A 23,807-nucleotide genomic window follows, 5' to 3' on the forward strand; every position below is an offset into this window, starting at 1 on the left:
TGTCGTTTCTGGAGACATGCCTTATCATGGGCCCAGGCCCGCCCCAGCGGGCAGGCAAGCGCCGACTCACGACAGGAGAAGAGCGAGATGTGGCACCAGCAGGAGATTCGTCTACCCGCCCGCGAGCGAGGCTTTCACCTGATCACCGACCGGGTCCTGGACGCCATGCCCGAGCTGGCCGACTGCCGAGTTGGCCTGCTGCATCTGCAGCTGCTCCACACCTCGGCCTCGCTGACCCTTAACGAGAACGCCGACCCCGACGTTCGCCACGACCTGGATGCCTTCCTGCGCCGTCTGGTACCGGGGGACCTGCCCTACTTTCGCCACACCCTGGAGGGCCCCGACGACATGCCCGCCCATGTCATCGCTAGCCTGCTGGGCACCCAGCTGACCCTGGCGGTACGCGAGGGGCGCCTGGCGCTGGGCACCTGGCAGGGCATCTGGTTCGGCGAGCACCGCGACCACGGTGGGTCGCGGCGGCTGATGGCGACGCTCAGCGGCGAGGCGTGATGGCAGCGCTCACGGCAGGCGCCCCTCCCGGGCCAGGCGCCGCCTGACCCAGCCGTCATACAGCCAGCGCAATGCCGGCTTGAGCCCGGGCAGGCCGATCAGCCAGGCCAGAGGGCGCAGGCGCGGCACCCGGCGCATCAGCAGAATATAGGCATCGATACCCTCAACGATGGGCCCGCCCTGCTCTTCCACGTGCAGCGAGAGCAGCGCCGCCTGCGGGTCGATGCCCTTCTCCCGCAGCGTCTCCTGATGCTCGGTCACGTCGCACCACACCACCTGCCGGCCGGCCTCACCGGCCCAGCGTTCGTAGCGGGCGCGATCACGACGGCAGCCGGGGCAGAGGCCGTCGTAGTAAACCTTGAGCAGTGTCATATCGGGCATAGGGGCGTCTCATCGCGCTGACCGTGGAAGGACTATCATGGCAGAGCCTGGCCGGCCGAGGCCATGACACACGCCCTCGCCCATCACCTTGGATGGGCGAGGGCGAGTCAGACGCTGAGCGGGTGGTGAAGGGTCAGTTCGAGGGGAAGCTGAACTGCGCCGACTCCTGGGCCTGGGACGAGGGCCAGCGCTGCGAGACGGCCTTGCGGCGGGTATAAAAGCGCACGGCGTCGGGTCCGTAGGCGTGAAGGTCGCCGAACAGCGACTCCTTCCAGCCGCCGAAGCTGTGGAACGCCACCGGAACCGGCAGGGGCACGTTGATGCCCACCATGCCCACCTCGATAGCGTCGGCAAAGCACCGCGCCGCCTCGCCGTCGCGGGTAAACACGCAGGTGCCGTTGCCGTACTGGTGGGCATTGATCAGGTCGATGGCCGCCTCGAAGGTCTCGACGCGCACCACGCAGAGCACCGGGCCGAAGATCTCGTCGCGATAGATGGACATCTCCGGTGTGACCCGGTCGAACAGGGTAGCGCCCAGGAAGTAGCCCGGCGACGCCTCCACCAGCGGGTGCCGGCGGCCGTCCACCACCAGCTCGGCGCCGGCGGCCTCGCCCTGGGCGATATAGCCGGCCACCTTGTCGCGGTGCGCGGCGTTGACCAGGGCGCCCATGTCGAGGCCCTTCTCGGTGCCGGGGCCGATCTTCAGGGTACGCGCCTGCTCGCCAAGCCGCTCCACCAGCGCATCGGCGGTGGCCTCGCCCACGCAGACCGCCACCGAGATCGCCATGCAGCGCTCGCCGGCGCTGCCGTAAGCGGCCCCGACCAGGGTGCTGGCGGCGTTATCCAGGTCGGCGTCCGGCAGTACCACGGCGTGGTTCTTGGCCCCACCCAGGGCCTGGACGCGCTTGCCATTGTCGGCGCCGCGGCGGTAGATCGCCTTCGCCACCGGCGTGGAGCCGACGAAGGAGAGCGCCTTGACCGCCGGCGCGTCGATCAGCGCCTCCACGGCCTCGCGGTCGCCGTGCACCACCTGGAAGAGCCCCGCCGGCAGCCCCGCCTCCTCCAGCAGCTCGGCCATCTTGAGGGCCGCCGAGGGCGTCTGCTCGGAGGGCTTGAGGATGAAGGCGTTGCCGCAGGCCAGCGCCATGGGAAACATCCACAGCGACACCATGGCCGGAAAATTGAAGGGCGTGATACCGGCGACGATGCCCAGCGGCTGGTGGTGGGAGAAGGTATCGATGCCCGGCCCGGCGTTGTGGGAGTACTCGCCCTTGAGCAGCTCCGGTACCCCGCAGGCATATTCCACGTTCTCGATGCCGCGCTTGAGCTCGCCCATGGCGTCTTCCAGCACCTTGCCGTGCTCGCGGCTGATCAGCGAGCAGAGCGCGTCGGCGTCGCGCTCCAGCAGCGTCTTGAAGCGAAACATCACCTGGGCACGCTTCGCCGGCGGGGCGTCGCGCCAGGCCGGCTGCGCCGCCCGGGCGGCCTCGATGGCGCGCTCGACGGTGGCGACATCGCCCCGCGGCACCCGAGCGATCGCCTCGGCGCTGGCGGGATTGATCACGTCCAGGTAGCGATCCCCCGCTGCGGGGTCGCCACCGATCCAGTGGGTCAGGGTCTGCATCTCGTGTCCTCGGGAGTCAGAATTCACGGCCGAGCAGTGCCTCGTTGAAGGGGTAGCGGGAAAGCTTTTCGATGCCGGTGTCGGTGATCAGCACCTCTTCCTCGAGCTTGACGCCGTCGGCGGCCCCCACCTCGCCGATGTAGCTCTCCACCGAGACCACCATGCCCAGCTCGAGGATGCCATCCTTGGAGAAGCGATCGAAGTCCATATGGTGGGCCACCAGCGGCGTCTCGCCGTGCATCCCCACTCCGTGGATGATCGAGGGATAGCGGCGGTCGAGGAAGCGCTCGGGGATCTTCCAGGCCTTCTCCGCGATCTCACGGTAGCTGATGCCGGGCTTAAGAATGCCCATGTTGTGGTGCACCTGGTCATAGGCCATGCGGTAGAGCTCGCGCTGATAGGCGCTGGGGCGCCCCGGCCCCACCGGGAAGGTGCGCGAGAAGTCGGAGTAGTAGCCGTGGCAGCCGATGGTGTCGGTGTCAAGGGCCACCAGCTCGCCGGGGCGGATCTTGCGGTCGCTGGCCTCGTGGAACCAGGGGTTGGTGCGCGGTCCGGAGTTGAGCAGGCGGGTCTCGATGAACTCGCCGCCGCCGCGGATCACCTCACCGTACATGATGGCGAACAGCTCGTTCTCGGTGACCCCGGGCCGGATGGCGGCCTCCACCTCGGCCACCGAGGCCTCGCTTGCCGCCATGGACTGGGCCAGGCAGGCGATCTCCTCGGGGGTCTTGATGCGCCGACAGTGCAGGGTGTCCTGCATGCAGTCGTAGACGTCCAGCCCCTGGGCCTCCAGGGAGCGAGCCAGGTTGAGGGCGCAGCGGTCCAGGCCGACCTTCCGGTTGCCACGGCCGTGTTCCTCCACCAGCTCGGCAATCTCCACGCCGAAGGGGTCCGAGGAGAGATTGTCGCGCTGGTTCACCGCCGACCACACCACCTTGGAGGTGCGCGACTCGTCGATGGTCTCCAGCCAGGTGGAGACATGGGCGCTGCCCGGGTATTCGAACAGAATGATCGGGCCGTCCAGCGGCACATAGATATAGCGCGTGGAGTTGCGCAGGAAGTAGCCGAACATGTTGCGCGAGCCGGTGGCGTAGCGCTGGTTGTTGGGGTCAAACAGCACCAGGGCGGCGTAGCCCTGCTCGGCCATCATGGCCCTCAGGCGTGCCAGGCGGCCGGCGCGCAGCTGCTTGGGATCGAAGGCGGTGGGGATGCTGTCGCCGTTGGCCATCGGGGCCGAGGGCACGACCGGAATCCGGTCCGGTTCACTATCGGTCAGCTGCTCTGACTCTACGATGCTCATGGGGGTCTCTCGCTGTGTCGTCAGGGCGATGGCCGCAAGTCGCCGGCCATCGGCACGGTGTTGTTATGGCGGTTCGGGTTCGGGGACCGGCTCGGTGACAGACCCGGGGATCAGTCAGCGAGGCTGTCGGAGCGGCTCATACCCTCCTCCAGCAGCCGCTCGTGCACCGGCGCCATGCGCCCGAAGATGCGCTTGGCACGCTCGGGGCGGCCGATGAAGCCAGGCTCCTTGGCGTAGGCGAAGATCACGGTATGGCGCTCACGGTCACCCTCCACCGGGGTGACCCGATGCAGCGAGTAGCGGCCGAAGAACACCTGCAGATCACCGGGCTGAAGGTCGAGGCTCTTGAGCCGCGAGCGGTCGCCGTCGATCACCTTCTCCACCTCATCGAAGTTCTCGCCCTCGGGGCTGCGGATGCCCGGGGCATACTCGAAGCGGCCGCCGCCATGGGACTGGCGGGTCATCATGGTGACGATGAATTCGTTGGTGTCGTAGTGCCAGGGATGCTGGCAGCCCTCGCGCAGCACGTTGACCACCAGGTCGGCCAGGGGGTCGGCATACTGGTGAATTTCCTCCATGCCCACCACGGCGCCGATGAAGCGCTGAAAGCCGGGATGCTCATAGACCTGGCGGATGATGGTGTCGCCGTCGATGCGGTCACCGGCCACGAAGCCGTTGGTACGATCATCGAAGCGGTTGAGCGGGTGGCTGTCGGGCAGCTCGGGGTCCCCGGCGCTGTTGTAGGGGTTGGTCTCGGTCTGGTTGTAGTGGGCCTGAGGCGAGAGGCGCTCGGTCTCGCGCTCCAGCCGCGCCAACGCCTCTTCGGGGACGAAATTCTTTAGCACCACGCAGCCGTCCTCAGCGAGCTGGCGGCGGCAGCTGTCGATCAGCTCGCGGCCTGCCGGGCTGTCGAGGTTGTCGATGGGGTAGCAGCCCAGATCGATCAGGCCGTCCAGGGAGTCGGTCGCTTGTGTCTCGGCCGTGGCATGCATCGGTCGTCGCTCCTGTCGTCGGGGAGGAAATGTTCGGGTTGTCGTGTGGACAGGGTAGTGACGACGAATTCATAATTGAAATGAATGGTTGAGATGAAACCCATTTGAGGAGCTCATTGATCATGGATACCGACCTGCTGCGCGCTTTCGTCACCGTCGCCGAATGTCAGGGCTTCAGTGCCGCCGGCAAGGTGCTGCACCGCACCCAGTCGGCGGTCAGTCTCCAGATCAAGCGGCTCGAGGACCAGATGAGCAAGGCGCTGTTCGAGCGCACCAGCCGCAGCGTGCTGCTGACGGCGTCCGGCGAGCGCTTGCTGCCCTATGCCCGACAGATGCTCAAGCTCGAGGACGAAGCCAGGGCGGTGCTGGGAGAGCGCCAGCAAGGGGAGCTGATCCGCTTCGGCACGTCCGAGGAGCAGGCCGCGACCTACCTGCCTCAGCTACTGCCGCGCTACGCAGCACGCTTTCCCGATTCCCGCCTAGAGATGAACTGCGAAATCAGCGCCTCACTGGTGAAGTGGTTTCAGGAGGGCCTGCTGGACGTGGTCTTGTCGGTGCGGCACGCCCCGACCCAGTCGGGCCACCTGCTGGGCTGGGAGCCGATGGTGTGGGTGGTGGCCGAGGATCGCCAGCCGCAGGCCTGGAGCCGCCTGCCGCTGGCGCTCAACCCGGAAGGCTGTATCTTCCGCGACCATGCCCTCGCCGCACTGGGGCGCGTAGATCGACGCTGGGAGCTGCGCTACACGAGCCAATCCCCCACCGCCATCAACCTGCCCGTACAGGCGGGACTGGCGATCACGGTCAAGACTCCCCGCAGCATACCGCCAGGGTGTCGCATCGTCGGCGAGCAGGAGGGGCTGCCGCCCCTCGGCCAAGTGGAGATCGAATTGCACCGCCGGCCTGGACACAGCGGCGAGGCCCTGGAAGCCTTTTGCCAGGAACTCGAAAGCATCGTCACCGGCAGCGACGTCGTGGCCTCGCCGGAGCCTGGCGACACGGCCTTTTGAGCCGCGCATCACGAGCCGATGACTTCCCCTTGGGATTCGGCCCCGACTAGGCTTCTCACCCAAGACCCTTGAGGTTGCTATGCACTACCAAGACCGATTACTCGTTGGCGCCGCTCAGATCAACTGCCAGCTCGGCGAAGTCGACACCAACATCGAGCACCACCTGAACCTCATGGCGGAGGCCCGGCGACAAGGAGTCGAACTGCTCGTCTTCCCGGAGCTCTCGCTGACCGGCTATGGACTCGCCAGTCGCGTGATGCAGGTCGCCATGCCACTGGAAGACCCCCGCCTGGCATCACTGGCAAATGCCAGCGGCGATATGCAGACCGTAGTCGGCTTCGTCGAGGAAGCCAGCCCGGGCGAGTACTACAACGCCTTGGCCATCCTGCAGGACGGCGAGATCCTGGCGGTGCACCGCAAGCTCAATCTGCCCACCTACGGTGGACTCGAGGAGGGAAAGTGGTTCTGCCACGGCGAGGAGCTTACCTATGCGCAGGTGCGCCCGGGCTGGACGTCGACTCAGATGATCTGTGCCGACCTATGGAATCCCGCGCTGGTGCATGCCGCTCTCTTGGCGCGCCCGACCGTGTTATGTGCGCCGATAAACTCGGCATCGGGCATCGTCAGCGAGGAGTTCTCCAACGAGCAGAACTGGCTGCTGAACATTCGCTTCTATGCCATGACCTACGGTACGCCCGTGATCATGGCCAACCGCTTCGGTCCCGAAGGGGGCAGCCATTTCTGGGGCGGTTCACGCATTCTCGGCCCTCGCGGCGAAACTCTTGCCGAGGCGGCGTCGGGCGATGCCCTGATCACCGCCCAACTGTCGCGCACCGCCATTGCCAAGGCGCGCTTCGAACTTCCCACCCAGCGTGACGCCGACAGCCCCTTGATTCGTGATCTGCTCTCGCGACAACGTCGATAGGCGGTGCCATCGACCCAATAGGTTATGCTGGTCACAAAGCGGCTTACCAACGCGCGCCAATGGAGGCACCATGTTTCAGTCCCCACGCTCCGTTCCCGGTCAGAGCCAGCGCGCTTTCGACATCGCCCGCCGTGCCGACCCCATGGCCATGCCTGGTATGGAAGCGGTAAAGCTGCTAGCCCCGTGTGCCGGCGAGCGCATCCTCGACCTGGGCTGCGGCGACGGCGCTCTGACTGAGACACTCGGCAGGTCCGGTGCCCAGCTGGTCGGCATTGATGCCTCTGAGTCTTTGGTCGAGGCGGCACTCGCCCGCGGCCTGCAGGCACGTCAGCTCGACGCCCATCGGCTGCCGTTCGATCATGAGTTCGATGCCGTGTTCAGCGCCAGCCTTCACTGGCTGCGCAACCACCAGGCGGTGATCGCCGGGGTACGCCGGGCGCTGAAGCCGGGGGGACGCTTCGTTGCCGAGTTTGGCGGACACGGCAACATGGCCGCGGTGTGCACCGCCCTGGTGGCCGCCCTGGAGTTTCGGGGCATCAGCGCGATCGAGCGGCTACCGTGGTTCTTTCCCACCGTGGAAGAGTACCGGGAGATGCTGACCAGCGCTGGCTTTACCATCGAATGCATCGAGCTTGTGCCACAGCCCATGGCACTGCCCGGGGGCATGAACGGCTGGCTCGCCTCCTTCGCCGCCTCCGTCCTGCACGATCTGGAGGAGGACCTGCGCGAAGCGATACTGGGCAACGCGGCGGCCTGGCTCGCCCCGAGCCTGTGCGACTCCCACGGCCAGTGGACCGTCGATGCAGTCCGGCTGAGGTTCAAGGCCCACGCCTGACCCTGGCTTGCCGACCCGCGGTACGCACAACGTCGCGGGCCGACGTAAGCGAAGGCTCGGCGCCCCATCAGCTGCGCTGATAGGTCCCGACCAGCCGGTTCATGCCGATCAGGTGCGGCTCGACCCGCACCAGCAGGTCATGCAGGGTCAGCCCCTCGGGCAGGTCGTCGGTGGGCTTATCCATGGCCAGCACCCAGAAGTAGTACTGGTGCAGCCCATGCCCCTCCGGCGGCATGGGCCCGCCATAGCCGTGCTTACCGAAGTCGTTCTTGCCACGGGTGCCCACGGCGGTGGCCTCTTCCAGCGAACTGGTGGAGGCCGGGATGTTATACAGCACCCAGTGCACGAAACCATAGGCGCCATGCTGCACCAGCGGCGCATCGGGGTCGTGACAGATCACCGCAAAGCCCTTGGTCCCCTCCGGGGCGTCATGCCAGGCCAGCGGCGGTGAGACGTCATCGCCCTCGCCGGTATACTTGGCCGGGATGGCGTCACCGGCGGCAAAGGCTGCACTCTCCAATTGCATGTTCGACAGGGCAAATGCCATTGCAGGAATCCTCCTTGGTCCGAAAGGAATGGCGTACTCACTCAGTATCGCAGACCGCAGCGTTGATAAAACTCGCTAGACTGTCAAACATGAAACGACTGCTGATCGTGGCCCACGGGCCCTCACCCAATACGCAAGAGCTGCGCAAGGCCGCCGAACGCGGCGCCCGCGACCCGAATGTCGAAAACGTCGAGGTCGTGGTCAAACCACCGCTGGAAGCCGGTCCGGAAGACGTCCTGGCCTGCGATGCCATTCTGCTCGGCACCACCGAGAACCTCGGCTACATGAGCGGGGCGCTCAAGGACTTTTTCGACCGCAGCTACTACCCGATCCTCGAAGCGACGCAGGGGCTGCCCTGCGCGCTCTATATCCGCGCCGGACACGACGGCACCGGCACTCGTCGAGCCGTGGAGAGCATCGTCACGGGACTGCGCTGGCGCTGGGCGCAGGAACCGCTGATCCTGCGCGGGGAATGGCAGAGCGACTTCGTCGATCAGGTCGAGGAACTAGGACTTTACCTGGCCGCCGGGCTGGAGGCGGGCGTGCTGTAGCGAAATCCCCTTGCCACCATGGGCAGGGGTGCTATACCTCTCTATGTGCCACAGCCCCAACAATGCAGAATCTTGGGCGGCATATGGTCTCTCATGTAAAAAAAGAAAATATAAAAAGACACTAAATCAGAATAAACCACTGTCGACCAGATCCCGATGCGAAGCCATCACCAACGGCTTCCTCCCAGCCTCCCTACGTGATCCTGGTATGGCCTCTGGCCGGCTCACTGCCCCGAGGTGAGTCATGAAAGCAACTGCCCATCGTGTGGCCATCGGCCTTATCGGCCTGATGTGCTGGTATTCGTCGCCGGCATCATCCGACACCCCCCTGATCATCGGTACCGCCAGCCCTGCCGGCGTCTACCACCTCGCGGGGCGCGTCCTGTGTCGGACCATCGACGTGCCCTGCCGGGCAGTGCCCAGCGATGGCTCGAGCGCCAATCTACAAGCCCTGCGCCGCGGCGAACTCACCCTGGCACTGGCCCAGTCCGATCTTCATCATTACGCCGCCACCGGTACGGAGGGGTTCCGCGAAGTTGGGCCGGACCCCGGCCTACGATCGGTCTTCTCCCTGCACAGCGAGCCCTTCACCCTGGTCGTGCGACGCGATGCCGGCATCCATCGACTCGACGACCTGGCGGGTCGTTCGGTCAACATCGGCAATCCCGGCTCCGGCCAGCGCGGCACCATGCTCAGGGTCATGGATGCTCGAGGCTGGAGCCGCAACAGCTTTCGCCAGGTCAACGAACTGCCTGCCGATCAGCAGGCCATGGAGCTTTGCCACGGCAACATTGACGCCATGGTCTATACCGTCGGTCATCCCAACGACTCGGTGGCCCAGGCAATCCGGCTGTGCAACGCCGCCCTGGTGGACGTGGAAGGCGCGGCGATCGACCTTCTGATCGCCGCCTACCCCTTCTTCAGCCGCGCCTGGATTCCCGGTGGGCTCTATGGTCCCGACCAGCCGGCGGTGCGGACCTTCGGCGTGCGCGCCACCCTGGTGACCACCGCGGATAGCGATCCGGAGCTCGTCTATCGTCTGGTATCCCGGGTCTTCGACAACTTGCTGCGCTTCAAAGCCTACCATCCGGCCTTTGGTACCCTGACCCCGGAGTCGATGATCGAAGAGGGACTCACCGCCCCGCTACATGAAGGCGCCCTGCGCTACTATCGCGAACAGGGCTGGATCGCACCGCAAGAGGCCAAGCCAGGCACCATCATGGTCGAGGAAGGCCCTGGGGAAATCGTCCCGGAAGTATCGAGCAGCGGCTGAGAAGGCGTTTTAGCCGAACGGTTAAGAGCAAAACGGGCATGCCTGGAAGGGCATGCCCGCTGCGTAACGTTCCGATGGCTGGCTGGCAGCCTGGCGCGCTGGCCGGGATCAGTGGCAAGAGCCGCAGCAAACGCCCGGTTCCCCATGCGGCTTCTTTTCGGCGTCGGCGCTGACGGCCTCGTCTTCGCCGACCTCGGCGACAGACGCCGCTGACGGAGCAGGCTCGAAGGTCTGAACGGCCTGACTCTCCGCAGCCGGGTTATCTTCTGCCTTGATTTTCTTGAGCAGGCTAGTGAGGAGTCCCATTGGCATTGCCTCGCGATGGCTTCGTTAAGATGCATAAAAAATGCATCTTATGGCTCCTGGCCCCAGTCGTCAACGCCTCAAACGCCGGTGGCCCCGCCAACGAGGACGGGGCCACCGGTTTACCGCAGAAAGTGCTGACTTCACCCGTCGGGGCTTACTTCAAACGTTCGAACACCGTGGCCACGCCCTGTCCCATGCCGATACACATGGTGGCCAGGCCCAGCGTGGTGTCGCGCTGCTGCATCACGTTGAGCAGCGTGGTGCAGATACGCGCGCCGGAGCAGCCCAGCGGATGGCCCAAGGCGATGGCGCCGCCGTTGAGATTGACCTTGTCGTCCATGGCATCGAGCAGGCCGAGATCCTTGAGCACCGGCAGCCCCTGAGCGGCAAAGGCCTCGTTGAGCTCGACGGTCTGGATATCGTCGGTGGTCAGGCCGGCGCTCTTGAGCGCCTTCTTGGAGGCCGGCACCGGGCCATAGCCCATGATGGAGGCATCGCAGCCGGCCACCCCGGTGGAGAGCACCCGGGCGATGGGCTCGAGGCCCAGCGCCTGGGCGCGCTCGTAGCTCATCACCGCCATGCCCGAGGCGCCCACCGACAGCGCCGAAGAGGTGCCGGCGGTGACCGTGCCGCTGCGCGGGTCGAAGACCGGCTTGAGCTCGGCCATCTTCTCCAGGCTGGCGTCGGCGCGAATCACCTCGTCACGGTCGACCCGCACGCGGAAACCGTTAGCATCGTGGCCTTCCACCCCGATCACTTCATTGTCGAAGCGCCCCTGCTCCATGGCGGCCTGAGCCCGCTGGTGGGAGCGCACGCCGAACTTGTCCTGTTCCTCGCGGCCGATGCCGTGCATCTTGCCCAGCAGCTCGGCGGTCAGGCCCATCATCATCGCCGCCTTGGCGGCATACTTGCTGGCCGCCGGGTTGACGTCGACGCCGTGGGTCATGGCGACATGCTCCATGTGCTCGACGCCACCGATGATATAGAAGTCACCCATGCCGGCCTTGATGTTGGCCGCGGCGATATGCAGCGCCGTCATGGAGGAGCCGCACAGGCGGTTGACCGTCTGGGCCGGTACCGTGCGCGGGATGCCGGTCATGATCGCCGCGTTGCGGGCGATGTTCATCGACTGCTCGAGGGTCTGATTGACACAGCCCCAGATCACGTCGTCGACCTCGGAGGGATCGAGATTGGCGTTGCGATCGAACAGCGCCTGCATCACCGCGGCGGACAGATTCTCGGCACGCACGTGGCGGAAGGCACCGTTCTTGGCCTTGGCCATGGCGGTACGCACTCCGTCGACCACCACGATATCTCTCGGGTTCAAGCTCATTCTCAACATCTCCTGTTCGCGGTGGGTTCAGCTCTGCGCCTGGGTGGAATAGAAGCGCTCGTCGTCCTTGGCCATCTCGCGCAGCTTGTCGGTGGGCGCATAGAGCGGACCCAGCTCCTCGGCCAGCCCCTCGGCCAGCTCGACGAACGCCGCCACGCCCATGGCGTCGATATAGCGCAGCGCACCGCCGCGGAACGGCGGGAAGCCGATGCCGTAGATCAGCGCCATGTCGGCCTCGGCCGGCGTCTCGACGATGCCGTCTTCCAAACAGCGCACCGTTTCCAGGCACAGCGGCACCATCATGCGGGCGATGATGTCGTCGTCGGAGAGCTCCTTCTCCTCACGTACCACCTGCTTGACCAGCGCATGGGCCGCCTCGTCGCTGACCTTCTTCGGCTTGCCCTTCCTGTCTTCCTCGTAGGCGTAGAAGCCTTTGTCGTTCTTCTGGCCCAGTCGCTCATTCTCGTACATCACCTGAATGGCGCTCTTGCTGCCGTCACCGCCCATCTGGCCCATGCGCTCGGGGAAGCCCTCGGCCATCACCTCACCCGCATGAACGGCGGTGTCCATGCCCACCACGTCGAGCAGGTAGGCGGGGCCCATGGGCCAGCCGAACTTCTCCATGATCTTGTCGACGCGCTGGAAGTCGGCGCCCTGCTCCATCAGCAGGCTGAAGCCGCCGAAGTAGGGGAAGAGCACGCGGTTGACCAGAAAGCCCGGGCAGTCGTTGACCACGATGGGCGTCTTGCCCATGGCCCGGGCGTAGGCCACGGTGGCCGCCACGGCGGCATCACTGGTCTTCTCACCGCGAATCACTTCGACCAGCGGCATGCGGTGCACCGGGTTGAAGAAGTGCATGCCGCAGAAGTTCTCGGGGCGCTTGAGGTTCTCGGCCAGGCGGTTGATCGAGATGGTCGAGGTGTTGGAGGTGAGGATGGTCTCCTCGCCGACCAGGCCTTCCACCTCGGTGAGCACCGCGTCCTTGACCTTGGGATTCTCGACCACCGCCTCGACCACCAGGTCGACGTTGCCGAAGTCACCATAGGAAAGCGTCGGGCGAATGTTGGTGAGCTTTTCGGCCATCTGCTCGGTGGTGAGCTTTTTGCGCTCCACCTGCTTGGCGAACAGCTTGCGGGCCTCCTTGAGGCCAAGCTCGATGGCCTCGTCCTTGATGTCCTTCATCAGGATCGGGGTGCCCTTGGAGGCGCTCTGGTAGGCGATGCCGCCCCCCATGATGCCTGCGCCCAGCACCGCGGTCTGATTGACCGGCCGCGCCTGCTTCTCGTACTTGCTGCCCTTCTTCTTGACCACCTGATCGTTCATGAACAGGCCGACCAGGTTGAAGGCGACACTGCTCAGGGCCAGCTTGGCGAAGGCCTTGGCCTCGATGGCCTGGGCGCGACCGCGCTCCTCCCCGGCCCCTTTCTGGACCACCTTGATCGCCTCCACCGGCGCCGGGTAGTGGGGCCCCGCCTTGCCGGCCACGTAGCCCTTGGCGGTCTCGAAGGCCATCATCTGCTCGATAGGACCGAGCTTGAGCGGCTGCTTCTTCTCATCGCGGCGCGCCCGGTAGTCGAGCTCGCCACTGTTGGCGCGGGCCAGGATATCCAGCGCCGCGGCCTCGAGCTGCTCGCCGGGCACCACCGCATCGACGGCACCCACCTTGAGCGCGGCATCGGCGCGGTTCTCGGTGCCGCCGGCGATCCACTCGATGGCGTTGTCGGCGCCGATCATGCGCGGCAGGCGCACGCAGCCGCCCCAGCCGGGAAGAATGCCCAGCTTGGTCTCCGGCAGGCCGATCTTGGCCTTCTCGCTCATCACACGGAAATCGGTGGTCAGCAGCACCTCGCAGCCGCCGCCCAGCGCCAGGCCATTGATAGCGGTCACGGTGGGGAACGGCAGATCCTCTATGGCATTGAAGATGTCATGCACCTTGAGGTTCATCTCCACCAGGTAGTCTTCACCCTTGTCGAACAGGCCGTGGAATTCGGTGATGTCGGCACCGACGATGAACGCCTCCTTGCCGCTGGTGATCACCAGCCCCTTCAGACCGCTTTCGGCCTCGATCGCCTTGACCGCCTCGCCCAGTTCGCCCACCACCGCGCTGGAGAGCTTGTTGACGGATTCATCCTTCAGGTCGAAGGTGAGCGTGGCGATGTCGTCGCCCCCGTTCTGGGTACCGCGCGACACCGTGATGGCATTGCCTTGATAGATCATCCACGAATCTCCACACAGAGGATTGGCATTGGAGGAGCGCCCGATTTCATACGGCCGTTTGATTTTGGAAGCTTGGTGCAGTCGGCGCGGTTCGTCAAGCCCTGAGTGGCACTGAATGGGGCGGACGCGAGTCGGACCCTAGGAGGGGGGGCAGCGGAGTACCGCTTGCATTACACGCGGCGGCTCCGGACAATTCGGCAAATTCAACGCAAATGCGGAGTCCCATGCACCAGAACATCGGCTTCCGGCTGTCACGCCTGCCGCGCCTGTGGCGGGCGATCATCGACCGGCGACTGGCGCCGCTGGGCCTGACCCAGACCCGCTGGATCACTCTCTACCACCTATGGCGCCTGGGCGACGGCCAGCCCCAATGCGACCTGGCCCGGGCCATCGGCGTCGAGGCGCCGTCGCTGGTGCGCACCCTCGACCAGCTTGCCGAGCAGGGGCTGATCGAGCGACGCCCCTGCGAGCAGGACCGCCGCACCAAACGCGTCTTTCTTACCCTGGAGGCGACCCCGCTGCTGGAGCAGATCGACGAGGTGGTCACCCAGGCCCGCCGCGAGATGCTCGACGGCCTGAGCGACGCCGAGGTTCACCAGCTCGACGCCCTACTGGCCCACATCGAGAATAACGGCCTGGAAATCCAGGCCCGGGAAAGCGACGGCTGAGCGCCGGGCGGGTCTCACTCCGGCGCGGTGCCCTCGGCGTGACCAAAGGGGCGCGGCCCCTCGAGCCGGTCGGCGCGACCGGCCAGGGCATCGCGCAGCCGACGAAAGTCCGCTACGTAGGTCAGAAAGCGCTCGGCACCCTGAGACTCCCACCACCACAGGGTGATGCCGGGCTCCCGCGACTCGATCACCAGCGCATCCTGGGGCAGGCGCATCAGCAGCGCCTCCAATGGCTTGCGCGCCGCCTCAGGCAGCGGCCGCAGCGGCTCGATGCGCCACCGCCAGCCGGGAATAAAGGTCTTGAGGGCCTCGCTGGCCTCGCTGTCGCGCACCAGCACGAAGCGCGGCCCCGGCGCGTCCTGGGGATAGGGCCAGCGATAGCCCGGCATGGCGGTGGCGATACCGTGCAGCGGCGGTGACGCCAGCGTCACCTGCACCCCGGCCTTGCCGGCGGCGCTGCGCAGCGGCGCGATGCGCCGCTGCCGCGGGCTGGGCTTGAGCCACAGCACCGGCGAGATCATCAGCATCAGCACGAACAGTATCAGCAACCAGACCATCGGTATCTCCTGAATGAATCTTGACGCAAGTCGTTGTCCTCGCTCACCGTTCGTCCTAGAGTGAAGGCATGTTCTCGTCACCCCGACACCCTTCAGGAGCCTCTCATGAGCAATGAATATCGTCACATCCTGGTCGCCGTCGATCTGACCAAGGACTCCCACAAGGTGCTGGAGCGCGCCCTGCAGATCGCCGAGCGCAACCAGGCCAAGCTCTCGATCATGCACACCCTGGAGCCGCTGGGCTTCGCCTACGGCGGCGATATCCCCATGGATCTCACCAGCATCCAGGACCAGCTCGACGAGCATGCCAAGCAGCGCCTCGCCGAGATCGCCGACGCCCATGTGGCCAAGGAGAACCAGCACGTGGTGGTCGGCATGCCCGACACCGAGATCCACCGCTTCGCCGATGAGCACGGTGTGGACCTCATCGTGGTCGGCTCCCATGGCCGGCACGGCTTCGCCCTGCTGCTCGGCTCCACCTCCACCGGCGTGCTCCACGGCGCCCAGTGCGACGTGCTGGCCGTGCGGGTGGGGAAGAAGGGGGAAAAGAGCGCCGAGTAGTCGCCTCCCCTCACTGTCCTGCGGGAGGGAGCTTCAGCTCCGGTTCAACGCTTCGACCAAGCAGCGCCTCGCGCTGCCAGAGCGGCAAGTGCGGGGCGCCCTCCGGCGCCTTCGCCCGATGAAACGGCCTCCCACGAGGCATTTCCTCTATGCCCATTACTCCCCCGCGGCGAGGGCCTCCAACTCCATCCACCGCTCCATGGCGGCGTCGAGTTCGGCCTGTTTCGCCGCCATGGCCTCCAGCGTCGCGGTGACCGCCGTGCTCTCCTGCTGGTAGAAGCCGGGGTCGCCGACCCTGGCCTCGAAGGCCGACACCTCATTCTCCAGCCGCTCGATCTCGGCCGGCAGGCCGTCGAGTTCACGCTGCAGCTTGTAGGAGAGCTTGGCGGTTTTTTTCGCCGCCGGGGCCGGGTCGGCCTTTGGTGCGGCCCCCACCGTGCCGGGCGCCGTCGTGCCAGGCGCCGTTGCGCTAGCCCCCTCTGTCGCCGTGGCGACGGGTTCCGCCCGCTGGCGCGCCGCGCCCTCCCAGGGCGCCGGCGGCAGCTTGCCCCCCTGGCGCACCCAATCGCTGTAGCCGCCCACGTATTCGCGCACCACGCCATCGCCCTCGAAGGCCAGCACCCCGGTCACCACGTTGTCCATGAAGGCACGGTCGTGGGAGACCAGCAGCAGGGTGCCGTCGAAGTCGAGCAACAGCTCCTCGAGCAGCTCCAGGGTCTCGACATCCAAGTCATTGGTGGGCTCGTCGAGCACCAGCACGTTGGCCGGCTGGGTGAACAGCTTGGCCAGCAGGAGGCGGTTGGACTCCCCACCGGAGAGCGCCTTGACCGGCTGGCGGGCGCGCACGGGGGTGAACAGAAAGTCCTGAAGATAGCTGATGACGTGCTTGTCCTTGCCGCCCACCGTGACCCGGTCGCTGCCCTGGGCCACATTGTCGTAGACGCTCTTCTCCGGATCGAGGCCCGCGCGCAGCTGGTCGAAGTAGGCCACCTGCAGGTTGGTGCCCAGGCGCACCTGGCCCTCGCTCGGCGCGAGTTCGCCGAGCAGGATCTTGAGCAGGGTGGTCTTGCCCGCACCGTTACGACCGATCAGCCCGATGCGGTCGCCGCGCTGGATCTCCAGGGAGAGATCGCGGATCACCGTCTCCTCACCGTAGCGGTGGCTGACGCCCTTGAGCTCCACCACCCGCTTGCCGCTGCGCTCGCCGCTGTCCACCGAGAGCGAGGCCTTGCCCTGGCGCTCGCGGCGCTGGCTGCGTTCGCGGCGCATCTGCTCCAGCGCCCGCACGCGGCCCTCGTTGCGGGTCCGCCGCGCCTTGATGCCCTGGCGAATCCAGGCCTCTTCCTGGGCCAGCTTCTTGTCGAACTCGGCGTGCTCCCGGGCCTCCACCTCCAGCTCGTGGACCTTCTGCTCCTGATACTTGCCGTAGTCGCCGGGATAGCGCCCCAGGCGGCCGCGATCCAGCTCGAGAATCGCCGTGGCCAGCTTCGACAGGAAGGTTCGGTCGTGGGTGATGAACAGCACCGCGCCGTTAAAGGCGGCCAGCTGCTCCTCCAGCCAGGCGATGGTATCCAGATCCAGGTGGTTGGTGGGCTCGTCGAGCAGCAGCAGGTCGGGCTCGGCCACCAGCGCCCGGGCCAGGGCCACGCGCCGGCGCCAACCGCCGGAGAGCGAGGCCATCTCGGCATCCTCGGGCAGCCCGAGGCGCGTCAGCACCACATCGATACGCTGGTGGAAGGACCAGCCGTCGATGGCCTCGAGCTGGGTCTGCAGCGTCGCCATGCGGCGCATGTCCGGATCGTCCTGATGAATCAGGTGATGATACTCCGAGAGCAACTCGCCCGCCTCGGGAAGCCCCTGGGCCACCACATCGAAGATGGTCTCGCCGCTGGCCTCGGGCAGGTTCTGGTCCAGCACGCCGATCTTGAGCCCCGGCGCGCGCCAGATGCTGCCGCCGTCAGGGAGAATCTCACCGGCCACCAGCTTGAGCAGGGTCGACTTGCCGGTGCCGTTGCGGCCCACCAGCGCCAGCCGCTCCCCCCGCTCCAGCACCAGGTCGGCGCCGTCGAGCAGTACATGGGTGCCATAGGCCAGTTGCAGACGTTCCAGACGTAGCAGGGTCACGCGCAGTCCTCATCCAGTCATCGGGCGCCCTAGTGTAACGCATGGCAGGCCTCGACCGGGCATGTGACAATAGGCCGTTTTCGCCCCTGGAGACTGAGCACGGCCATGCACGAGACGCTCCCCCCCGACGGCGACACGACGCTGCCCGAGGCGCTGCGCTTTCGCTCCCCGGCGCCGCTGGTGGACATCGGCGCCAACCTGACCCACGAGAGCTTCGCCCGCGACCTCGAGGCGGTGATCGCCCGTGCGCGGGCAGCGAATGTCACCGCCCTGATCCTCACCGGCACCGACCGCGAGCACGCCGAGCAGGCCGTGGCGCTGGCGCGCCGGCATCCCGGGCTCTACGCCACCGCCGGCGTTCACCCCCACGACGCCAGCCGCTGGAGCGGCGAGCTGGCGCGGGCGATGCGCGACCTGCACCGCCAGCCCGAGGTGGTGGCGGTGGGCGAATGCGGGCTCGACTTCAACCGCAACTTCTCGACGCCGGCCGAGCAGGAGCGCGCCTTCGAGGCCCAGCTGGAGCTCGCCGCCGAGAGCGGCCTGCCGCTGTTCGTCCACGAGCGCGACGCCGGCCGCCGCATGCGCGAGATGCTCCACGCCTGGCGCGACGCGATCGGCGACGCGGTGATCCACTGCTTCACCGCGGATCGCGACACCCTGTATGGCTATCTCGACCTGGACCTGCATATCGGCCTGACCGGCTGGCTCTGCGACGAGCGTCGCGGCCACCACCTGCGCGACCTGGTCGGCGAGATCCCGCTTAGCCGGCTGATGGTGGAAACCGACTGCCCCTACCTGCTGCCGCGCAATTTACCTGCCAAACTCAAGGGCAGGCGACACGAGCCGGCGCTGCTACCCTGGATCGTGCGGGAAATCGCCCACTGGCGGGGGATCGAAGAGGCCGAACTGGCCGCGGCGACCTCGACCACCGCCAGTGCCTTTTTCCGCCTGGACCAGCGGCAACAGGAGAGCGCAGCGCCCGACCACCGGCAGGAGAACGCATGATGGAAGAGATCCCCGGATTCATTGCCGTGGAAACCGGCGAGGACGGCGAGCTGCCCCTGGCGATCGCCTGGGTGCTTCCCGACGGGCGTATCAAGCACACCCTGATCCAGCCCGACGACGGCTGGCTCGACGATGAGATGAACGCCCTCAACGGCTACAGCATGGAGGAGCTCAACAGCTTCGGCGTGAGCCCCCTGGACGTGATTCGCGAGCTGGAGAACGATCACTTCAACGCCACCCTGTTCACCGCCGGGGTGAGCGACGACGAGGCCGCCCTGTCACGGCTCTTCGACACCTTCGGCATCGACCCCTTCGTGGAGCTGGCCCCGGCCGACAGCCTCTATCCCGATCTGGACAGCGGCGAGTGGACCCGGGCCCGGGGCGAGCTGTTCGGCGAGCTGGGCCTCGAACCGCTGCGCCCCGAGCACGAGGTAGCGGTGATGCTGCGCCTGCATCAGCGGCTGGGCATGCCGGAGTAACCCTGGGCCGGCTCCTAGTACTACAGCAGTAGGTGTCTTCTGCTGGAGCAGCTTTAGCTCCGGTCCGACGCTTCGGCGACTGGAGGCGAAGCCTCCCGGCGGCGTTGCCAATGGGCCCGGTTGTTGCCAACTCCGGCAGCCTCCGCCGAGGCGCCTGCGGCGCCAGTCGCGACGGGGACCGGCGCTCCTACAGGCGAAATTTACTAATGTAGGAAATGGGATGGACCCGTCCCTCCCTGTGCCAAGATGAGTTTGCAACGCCATCTTGGGTGCACGGGGCACCACACGGCATCTCGAAGAGAGGGTCCATCCATGAATCACATTAGCATCGTCGGGATCGATCTCGCCAAGCATGTCTTTCAACTTCACGCCGTCGATTCCAAAGGGCGGCAGGTGTTCAGCAAAACGGTGTCACGCTCGGCATTTCCCACCACGCTAGCCCAACTGCCTCGCTGCGTTGTCGCCATGGAGGCCTGCGGTGGGGCCCATTACTGGGCCAGGGAGATCCAGGCGCTGGGGCATGAGGTCCAGTTGATTCCGCCCCAGTACGTGAAGCCCTTCGTCCTCGGGCACAAGAGCGACGCCCGGGATGCCCGCGCGATTGCCGAGGCAGCGGCCCGGGATGCCACGCCACGGGTGGCGCCCAAGACACTGGAACAGCAAGCGCTGCAGGCGATGCATCGCGTGCGCTCACGGGCCATCACCAGCCGGACGGCGCTGGGTAATGAGCTGCATGGCTTGCTCGCCGAAATGGGGATCATCGTGGCCAAGGGGCACTCGGTGTTTCGCCAGGGGGAGGTCAGGCGCGTGCTCGCCGAGCATCGAGCCCAGCTGGGCGACGACCTCTTCGTGGTACTGGATGATGTCCTGGACCAGTGGCTGGCGCTGGATGCCCGCATCCGTGCCTATGATCAGCGCCTGGCACGGCTGGCCAAGACGACGCCGGTTTGTCAGCGCTTGATGAGCGTGCCCGGCATCGGGCCGGTCAATGCCACCTTGCTGGTCAGCCATATCGGCGATCCGAAACGGTTTGCCAATGGCCGCGCCTTCAGCGCCTCGATTGGCTTGGTGCCCCGCCAGCACTCGAGTGGCGGCAAGGAGCGATTGATGGGCATCTCCAGACGGGGCAACGGCGAGGTGCGTCGACAGCTCGTGCATGGTGCCCGAGCGGCCTTGCGTGCCTTGCAGCGCCAGCAACAGCCGGATCGGTTGGCACGTTGGGCATGCTCCTTGGCCGCGCGACGCGGCGCTGCCAAGGCCACTGTCGCCCTGGCGAACAAGCTCGGCAGAATCTGCTGGGCGGTGATGGCGCGTGACACGCGCTACACAGCCATGCCGTGAAGCACGAAGATGGCATGAAATAACTTAGATTCCCCCGGAGGTTGCGCAGGTACGTACGTAGATGGCAGGACAGGTCAGACCGGCTCTCCGCCACTCTGTGAAGCTGTATGGCCACTCGTGAGGCCGAGTAGGAGATCAGATCGGAGAGCGCGCATCCCATCATGGCCAGGTACCGACGAAGTGCCACTGACAGGCCGGATATAAGCGTGCAGTCTCACCCCCGCCGATACGTGTCGGGCTTGCACAACGGGACGGGTCCATATAAGCACTCGAGTGGCGGCAAGGAGCGATTGATGGGCATCTCCAGACGGGGCAACGGCGAGGTGCGTCGACAGCTCGTGCATGGTGCCCGAGCGGCCTTGCGTGCCTTGCAGCGCCAGCAACAGCCGGATCGGTTGGCACGTTGGGCATGCTCCTTGGCCGCGCGACGCGGCGCTGCCAAGGCCACTGTCGCCCTGGCGAACAAGCTCGGCAGAATCTGCTGGGCGGTGATGGCGCGTGACACGCGCTACACAGCCATGCCGTGAAGCACGAAGATGGCATGAAATAACTTAGATTCCCCCGGAGGTTGCGCAGGTACGTACGTAGATGGCAGGACAGGTCAGACCGGCTCTCCGCCACTCTGTGAAGCTGTATGGCCACTCGTGAGGCCGAGTAGGAGATCAGATCGGAGAGCGCGCATCCCATCATGGCCAGGTACCGACGAAGTGCCACTGACAGGCCGGATATAAGCGTGCAGTCTCACCCCCGCCGATACGTGTCGGGCTTGCACAACGGGACGGGTCCATATAAGCACTCGAGTGGCGGCAAGGAGCGATTGATGGGCATCTCCAGACGGGGCAACGGCGAGGTGCGTCGACAGCTCGTGCATGGTGCCCGAGCGGCCTTGCGTGCCTTGCAGCGCCAGCAACAGCCGGATCGGTTGGCACGTTGGGCATGCTCCTTGGCCGCGCGACGCGGCGCTGCCAAGGCCACTGTCGCCCTGGCGAACAAGCTCGGCAGAATCTGCTGGGCGGTGATGGCGCGTGACACGCGCTACACAGCCATGCCGTGAAGCACGAAGATGGCATGAAATAACTTAGATTCCCCCGGAGGTTGCGCAGGTACGTACGTAGATGGCAGGACAGGTCAGACCGGCTCTCCGCCACTCTGTGAAGCTGTATGGCCACTCGTGAGGCCGAGTAGGAGATCAGATCGGAGAGCGCGCATCCCATCATGGCCAGGTACCGACGAAGTGCCACTGACAGGCCGGATATAAGCGTGCAGTCTCACCCCCGCCGATACGTGTCGGGCTTGCACAACGGGACGGGTCCATATAAGCAGCTTCAGCTCGCGACTGGAGGCGAAGCCTCCCCGCGGGGTTGCCTGCGCTGGCGGTCAGCGCCAACTCCGGCAGCTTCCGCCGAGGCGCCTAGCGGCGCCAGTCGCGACGGGGACCGGCGCTCCTACAGGCGAAATTTACTAATGTAGGAGCAGCTTCAGCTCGCGACTGGAGGCGAAGCCTCCCGGCGGCGTTGCCAATGGGCCCGGTTGTTGCCAACTCCGGCAGCCTCCGCCGAGGCGCCTGCGGCGCCAGTCGCGACGGGGACCGGCGCTCCTACAGGCGAAATTTTTAACGCCGTATGGTCGAGCGTAGCCAGTTTTCAGACAGTGCCTAAGCCACCACCAGGCGGCGCTGCTCGGGAATGCCCATGCCGATCAGCAGCGGGTCCTCGGCCTGGCGCGCCTGGAAGGCCGCCTTGCTGTCCAGCCCCTGCCAGCCGAACTGGATCAGCGCCTGGGCGGTGGCTCCTCCCAGACTGGTGCCGGGCCCCGGCACCACCACCCGATCGGGGGCGAACTCGCGCACCCCGACCCGCAGAGCCGCGGTGAAATCGTAGGGGGCCACCAGCTGCTCCCCCAGGGTGTAATCCCACAGGGCCTCGGGGTCGCTGCTCCAGGGGGTCCAGAGGTGCCCACGTCCATCGATCAGCGGCACCCTCGGCGCCCGGAAGGGCGCTGCCGGCAGACGCTGGCGAGCGGCGTCGCGCACCTCCCGCTGTAGCGGCGTATGGAAGGCGGCGTGCTGATGCAGGCGCAGCGGGAAGCGATCCCTAACCGGCAGCGCCTCGGTCAGTCGCGCCAGCCCCGCCTCGTTGCCGCCGAACACCAGCATCCCGCCAAGCTCGATGGAGAGATAGAGCTCGGCCCCCTGGTCGCCGTGCAACCGGTCGATCAGCGCGAGCAGCTCACGCCGCCTCTCCCACTGCGGGCGCCACTGCTCGTCGACCCAGGGGTAGAGCAGCTGCCCGCCCGCCAGCCGCTCCTGCATCATCTGCCCCATGGTGCCGATCAGCTCGAAGGCGTCCTCCTGCCCCAGGGCAGCGCCGGCCATCAGGGCGATATACCAGCCCATGGAGTTGCCGGTGACCGCCACGACCTCGTAGCGAGTGCGGTCGATGGCCAGCAGGTCGGCCAGGGCGCAGGCATAGATCAGCGGCGCGGCGTGTTCGCCGCGACCATGCAGGCGTGCACGAAACGGCAGCTCGGCATCCAGTGCGGAAAGGGTCGGCAGCCCCGCCTCGCGGCGCCGGGCATCGAAGCGCGCCAGCCATTCCGCGCCGCCGGCATGGCGGGTCAGGCTGCCCCACTCCGCCTGGGTGTAGGTGCCCCGCCCGGGGCAGACGATCAGCAGTCGTTCGCGTCTCTCGCTCATGCTTGCTGGCTCCCTGTCAGCGTCTTCTGGGCGTCAACGCCACTATTGTCGGCCCTGTCGATCAGGGCCCGCGCCCGCTCGACGATGGCGTCCGCCGAGGGCAGCGTGGCCGTGGCGGCCCGCCCCAGCGGAATGAAGCTGTCCTCGGCGGTCAGGCGGTGCAGGCGCTGGCTTTCCACCCCACGCTCCACCAGGGCGGCGATCAGCTCCTCGCTGACCGAGCCCGAGCGGCGGCACTCGTCGACGACCAGCACCTGGTCGCAGTCGGCGACCCCGCGGTGCACGGCCGCGTGGTCGATGGCGGTGAGCCAGCGCAAGTCGATGATGCGCAGGGCAATGCCTTCGGCCTCCAGTCGCGCCGCCGCCTGACGCGAGAGGTAGACGCCGTTGCCGTAGGTGACGATGGCAAGCGCTCGCCCCTCCCCCAGACGCCGAGCTCCCCCACCCCCAGGCGGTGCTCCGGCCCCGGGTCGGCAAAGCACCAGCCGCCGTCGCCCTCCTCCAGCAGGTCGCGGCGGTGGTAGAGGGCGATCGGCTCGAGCATCACCACCACCCGCTGCTCCTCGTCGGCCAGGC

General features: G+C 66.5%; 25 protein-coding genes. 13 read left to right on the forward strand and 12 right to left on the reverse strand.

What is annotated here, in order from left to right; translation table 11 throughout:
* The first annotated feature begins 87 nt into the window (after positions 1–87).
* Positions 88–510, forward strand: coding sequence for a secondary thiamine-phosphate synthase enzyme YjbQ (locus ACZIYR_RS12700; RefSeq protein WP_473034122.1), 423 nt, complete (start codon positions 88–90; stop codon positions 508–510).
* 9 nt (positions 511–519) lie between these two features.
* Here ACZIYR_RS12700 and ACZIYR_RS12705 read toward each other — a convergent pair whose 3' ends face one another.
* The 4 genes from ACZIYR_RS12705 to ACZIYR_RS12720 form a co-directional block, all read right to left on the reverse strand.
* Positions 520–891: a thiol-disulfide oxidoreductase DCC family protein gene (locus ACZIYR_RS12705; RefSeq protein ID WP_473034123.1), complete on the reverse strand. Its 372-nt coding sequence runs from the start codon at positions 889–891 to the stop codon at positions 520–522.
* Between the two features lie 133 nt (positions 892–1,024).
* Positions 1,025–2,515, reverse strand: coding sequence for a CoA-acylating methylmalonate-semialdehyde dehydrogenase (locus ACZIYR_RS12710; RefSeq protein ID WP_473034124.1), 1,491 nt, complete (start codon positions 2,513–2,515; stop codon positions 1,025–1,027).
* A gap of 16 nt (positions 2,516–2,531) precedes the next feature.
* Positions 2,532–3,815, reverse strand: a complete 1,284-nt coding sequence (locus tag ACZIYR_RS12715) for a M24 family metallopeptidase (RefSeq protein WP_483526923.1) — start codon at positions 3,813–3,815, stop codon at positions 2,532–2,534.
* 110 nt (positions 3,816–3,925) lie between these two features.
* A complete protein-coding gene (locus ACZIYR_RS12720; RefSeq protein WP_483526924.1) occupies positions 3,926–4,807 on the reverse strand; it encodes a HalD/BesD family halogenase in 882 nt (293 codons plus the stop codon).
* A 122-nt stretch (positions 4,808–4,929) separates the two neighbouring features.
* On the opposite strand from ACZIYR_RS12720, the gene ACZIYR_RS12725 reads away from it, so the two are divergent.
* From ACZIYR_RS12725 to ACZIYR_RS12735, 3 genes are all read left to right on the forward strand, one after another.
* Positions 4,930–5,814: a LysR substrate-binding domain-containing protein gene (locus ACZIYR_RS12725; RefSeq protein ID WP_483526925.1), complete on the forward strand. Its 885-nt coding sequence runs from the start codon at positions 4,930–4,932 to the stop codon at positions 5,812–5,814.
* 79 nt (positions 5,815–5,893) lie between these two features.
* The gene (locus ACZIYR_RS12730) at positions 5,894–6,739 is read left to right on the forward strand and encodes a nitrilase-related carbon-nitrogen hydrolase (protein WP_483526926.1); all 846 of its coding nucleotides are present in this window, start codon (positions 5,894–5,896) and stop codon (positions 6,737–6,739) included.
* 70 nt (positions 6,740–6,809) lie between these two features.
* Positions 6,810–7,574, forward strand: a complete 765-nt coding sequence (locus tag ACZIYR_RS12735) for a class I SAM-dependent methyltransferase (protein WP_483526927.1) — start codon at positions 6,810–6,812, stop codon at positions 7,572–7,574.
* 67 nt (positions 7,575–7,641) lie between these two features.
* Here ACZIYR_RS12735 and ACZIYR_RS12740 read toward each other — a convergent pair whose 3' ends face one another.
* Positions 7,642–8,121 (reverse strand): YbhB/YbcL family Raf kinase inhibitor-like protein, encoded by a 480-nt coding sequence (locus ACZIYR_RS12740; protein WP_473034131.1) that lies wholly within the window; start codon positions 8,119–8,121, stop codon positions 7,642–7,644.
* An 89-nt stretch (positions 8,122–8,210) separates the two neighbouring features.
* On the opposite strand from ACZIYR_RS12740, the gene ACZIYR_RS12745 reads away from it, so the two are divergent.
* Complete coding sequence (locus ACZIYR_RS12745; RefSeq protein ID WP_473034132.1) at positions 8,211–8,672, forward strand: flavodoxin family protein; 462 nt, start codon at positions 8,211–8,213, stop codon at positions 8,670–8,672.
* A gap of 244 nt (positions 8,673–8,916) precedes the next feature.
* Positions 8,917–9,945 (forward strand): TAXI family TRAP transporter solute-binding subunit, encoded by a 1,029-nt coding sequence (locus tag ACZIYR_RS12750; RefSeq protein WP_483526928.1) that lies wholly within the window; start codon positions 8,917–8,919, stop codon positions 9,943–9,945.
* Positions 9,946–10,053: 108 nt separating this feature from the next.
* On the opposite strand, the gene ACZIYR_RS12755 is transcribed toward ACZIYR_RS12750, so the two are convergent.
* From ACZIYR_RS12755 to fadB, 3 genes are all read right to left on the reverse strand, one after another.
* Positions 10,054–10,257, reverse strand: coding sequence for a CCGSCS motif protein (locus ACZIYR_RS12755; protein WP_473034134.1), 204 nt, complete (start codon positions 10,255–10,257; stop codon positions 10,054–10,056).
* Positions 10,258–10,405: 148 nt separating this feature from the next.
* Complete coding sequence (fadA, locus tag ACZIYR_RS12760) at positions 10,406–11,584, reverse strand: acetyl-CoA C-acyltransferase FadA (protein WP_483526929.1); 1,179 nt, start codon at positions 11,582–11,584, stop codon at positions 10,406–10,408.
* A 27-nt stretch (positions 11,585–11,611) separates the two neighbouring features.
* On the reverse strand, positions 11,612–13,801 hold the full coding sequence (gene fadB / locus ACZIYR_RS12765) for a fatty acid oxidation complex subunit alpha FadB (protein ID WP_483526930.1): 2,190 nt from the start codon (positions 13,799–13,801) through the stop codon (positions 11,612–11,614).
* Positions 13,802–14,025: 224 nt separating this feature from the next.
* On the opposite strand from fadB, the gene slyA reads away from it, so the two are divergent.
* Positions 14,026–14,469 carry a transcriptional regulator SlyA gene (gene slyA, locus ACZIYR_RS12770; RefSeq protein WP_483526931.1) on the forward strand — a complete coding sequence of 148 codons (444 nt, stop codon included), beginning with the start codon at positions 14,026–14,028 and terminating at the stop codon, positions 14,467–14,469.
* Between the two features lie 14 nt (positions 14,470–14,483).
* Here the strand turns inward: slyA and ACZIYR_RS12775 are convergent, their stop codons facing one another.
* The gene (locus ACZIYR_RS12775) at positions 14,484–15,026 is read right to left on the reverse strand and encodes a preprotein translocase subunit YajC (RefSeq protein ID WP_483526932.1); all 543 of its coding nucleotides are present in this window, start codon (positions 15,024–15,026) and stop codon (positions 14,484–14,486) included.
* A gap of 105 nt (positions 15,027–15,131) precedes the next feature.
* Between ACZIYR_RS12775 and ACZIYR_RS12780 the strand changes: the two genes are divergently transcribed.
* Positions 15,132–15,587: a universal stress protein gene (locus ACZIYR_RS12780; protein ID WP_483526933.1), complete on the forward strand. Its 456-nt coding sequence runs from the start codon at positions 15,132–15,134 to the stop codon at positions 15,585–15,587.
* 156 nt (positions 15,588–15,743) lie between these two features.
* On the opposite strand, the gene ACZIYR_RS12785 is transcribed toward ACZIYR_RS12780, so the two are convergent.
* Positions 15,744–17,711 carry an ATP-binding cassette domain-containing protein gene (locus tag ACZIYR_RS12785; protein WP_483526934.1) on the reverse strand — a complete coding sequence of 656 codons (1,968 nt, stop codon included), beginning with the start codon at positions 17,709–17,711 and terminating at the stop codon, positions 15,744–15,746.
* 105 nt (positions 17,712–17,816) lie between these two features.
* On the opposite strand from ACZIYR_RS12785, the gene ACZIYR_RS12790 reads away from it, so the two are divergent.
* From ACZIYR_RS12790 to ACZIYR_RS12810, 5 genes are all read left to right on the forward strand, one after another.
* Complete coding sequence (locus tag ACZIYR_RS12790; protein ID WP_483526935.1) at positions 17,817–18,716, forward strand: TatD family hydrolase; 900 nt, start codon at positions 17,817–17,819, stop codon at positions 18,714–18,716.
* Entirely contained in the window at positions 18,716–19,195 is a 480-nt protein-coding gene (locus tag ACZIYR_RS12795; protein WP_483529082.1) for a hypothetical protein, read from the forward strand. The genes ACZIYR_RS12790 and ACZIYR_RS12795 overlap by 1 nt, the downstream gene beginning before the upstream one ends.
* Before the next feature lie 312 nt (positions 19,196–19,507).
* Complete coding sequence (locus ACZIYR_RS12800) at positions 19,508–20,536, forward strand: IS110 family RNA-guided transposase (RefSeq protein WP_473033380.1); 1,029 nt, start codon at positions 19,508–19,510, stop codon at positions 20,534–20,536.
* Between the two features lie 161 nt (positions 20,537–20,697).
* On the forward strand, positions 20,698–21,063 hold the full coding sequence (locus ACZIYR_RS12805; RefSeq protein ID WP_483526936.1) for a transposase: 366 nt from the start codon (positions 20,698–20,700) through the stop codon (positions 21,061–21,063).
* Between the two features lie 161 nt (positions 21,064–21,224).
* The gene (locus tag ACZIYR_RS12810) at positions 21,225–21,590 is read left to right on the forward strand and encodes a transposase (protein WP_483526936.1); all 366 of its coding nucleotides are present in this window, start codon (positions 21,225–21,227) and stop codon (positions 21,588–21,590) included.
* A gap of 600 nt (positions 21,591–22,190) precedes the next feature.
* Here ACZIYR_RS12810 and ACZIYR_RS12815 read toward each other — a convergent pair.
* Both ACZIYR_RS12815 and ACZIYR_RS12820 read right to left on the reverse strand, forming a co-directional pair.
* Positions 22,191–23,231, reverse strand: a complete 1,041-nt coding sequence (locus ACZIYR_RS12815) for an ACP S-malonyltransferase (protein WP_483526937.1) — start codon at positions 23,229–23,231, stop codon at positions 22,191–22,193.
* Positions 23,228–23,713: a transketolase C-terminal domain-containing protein gene (locus tag ACZIYR_RS12820; protein WP_483526938.1), complete on the reverse strand. Its 486-nt coding sequence runs from the start codon at positions 23,711–23,713 to the stop codon at positions 23,228–23,230. Before ACZIYR_RS12820 ends, ACZIYR_RS12815 begins: the two co-directional genes overlap by 4 nt.
* Between the last annotated feature and the right edge of the window lie 94 nt (positions 23,714–23,807).

The sequence above is a fragment of the Billgrantia sp. NRB1 genome, assembly GCF_056921725.1.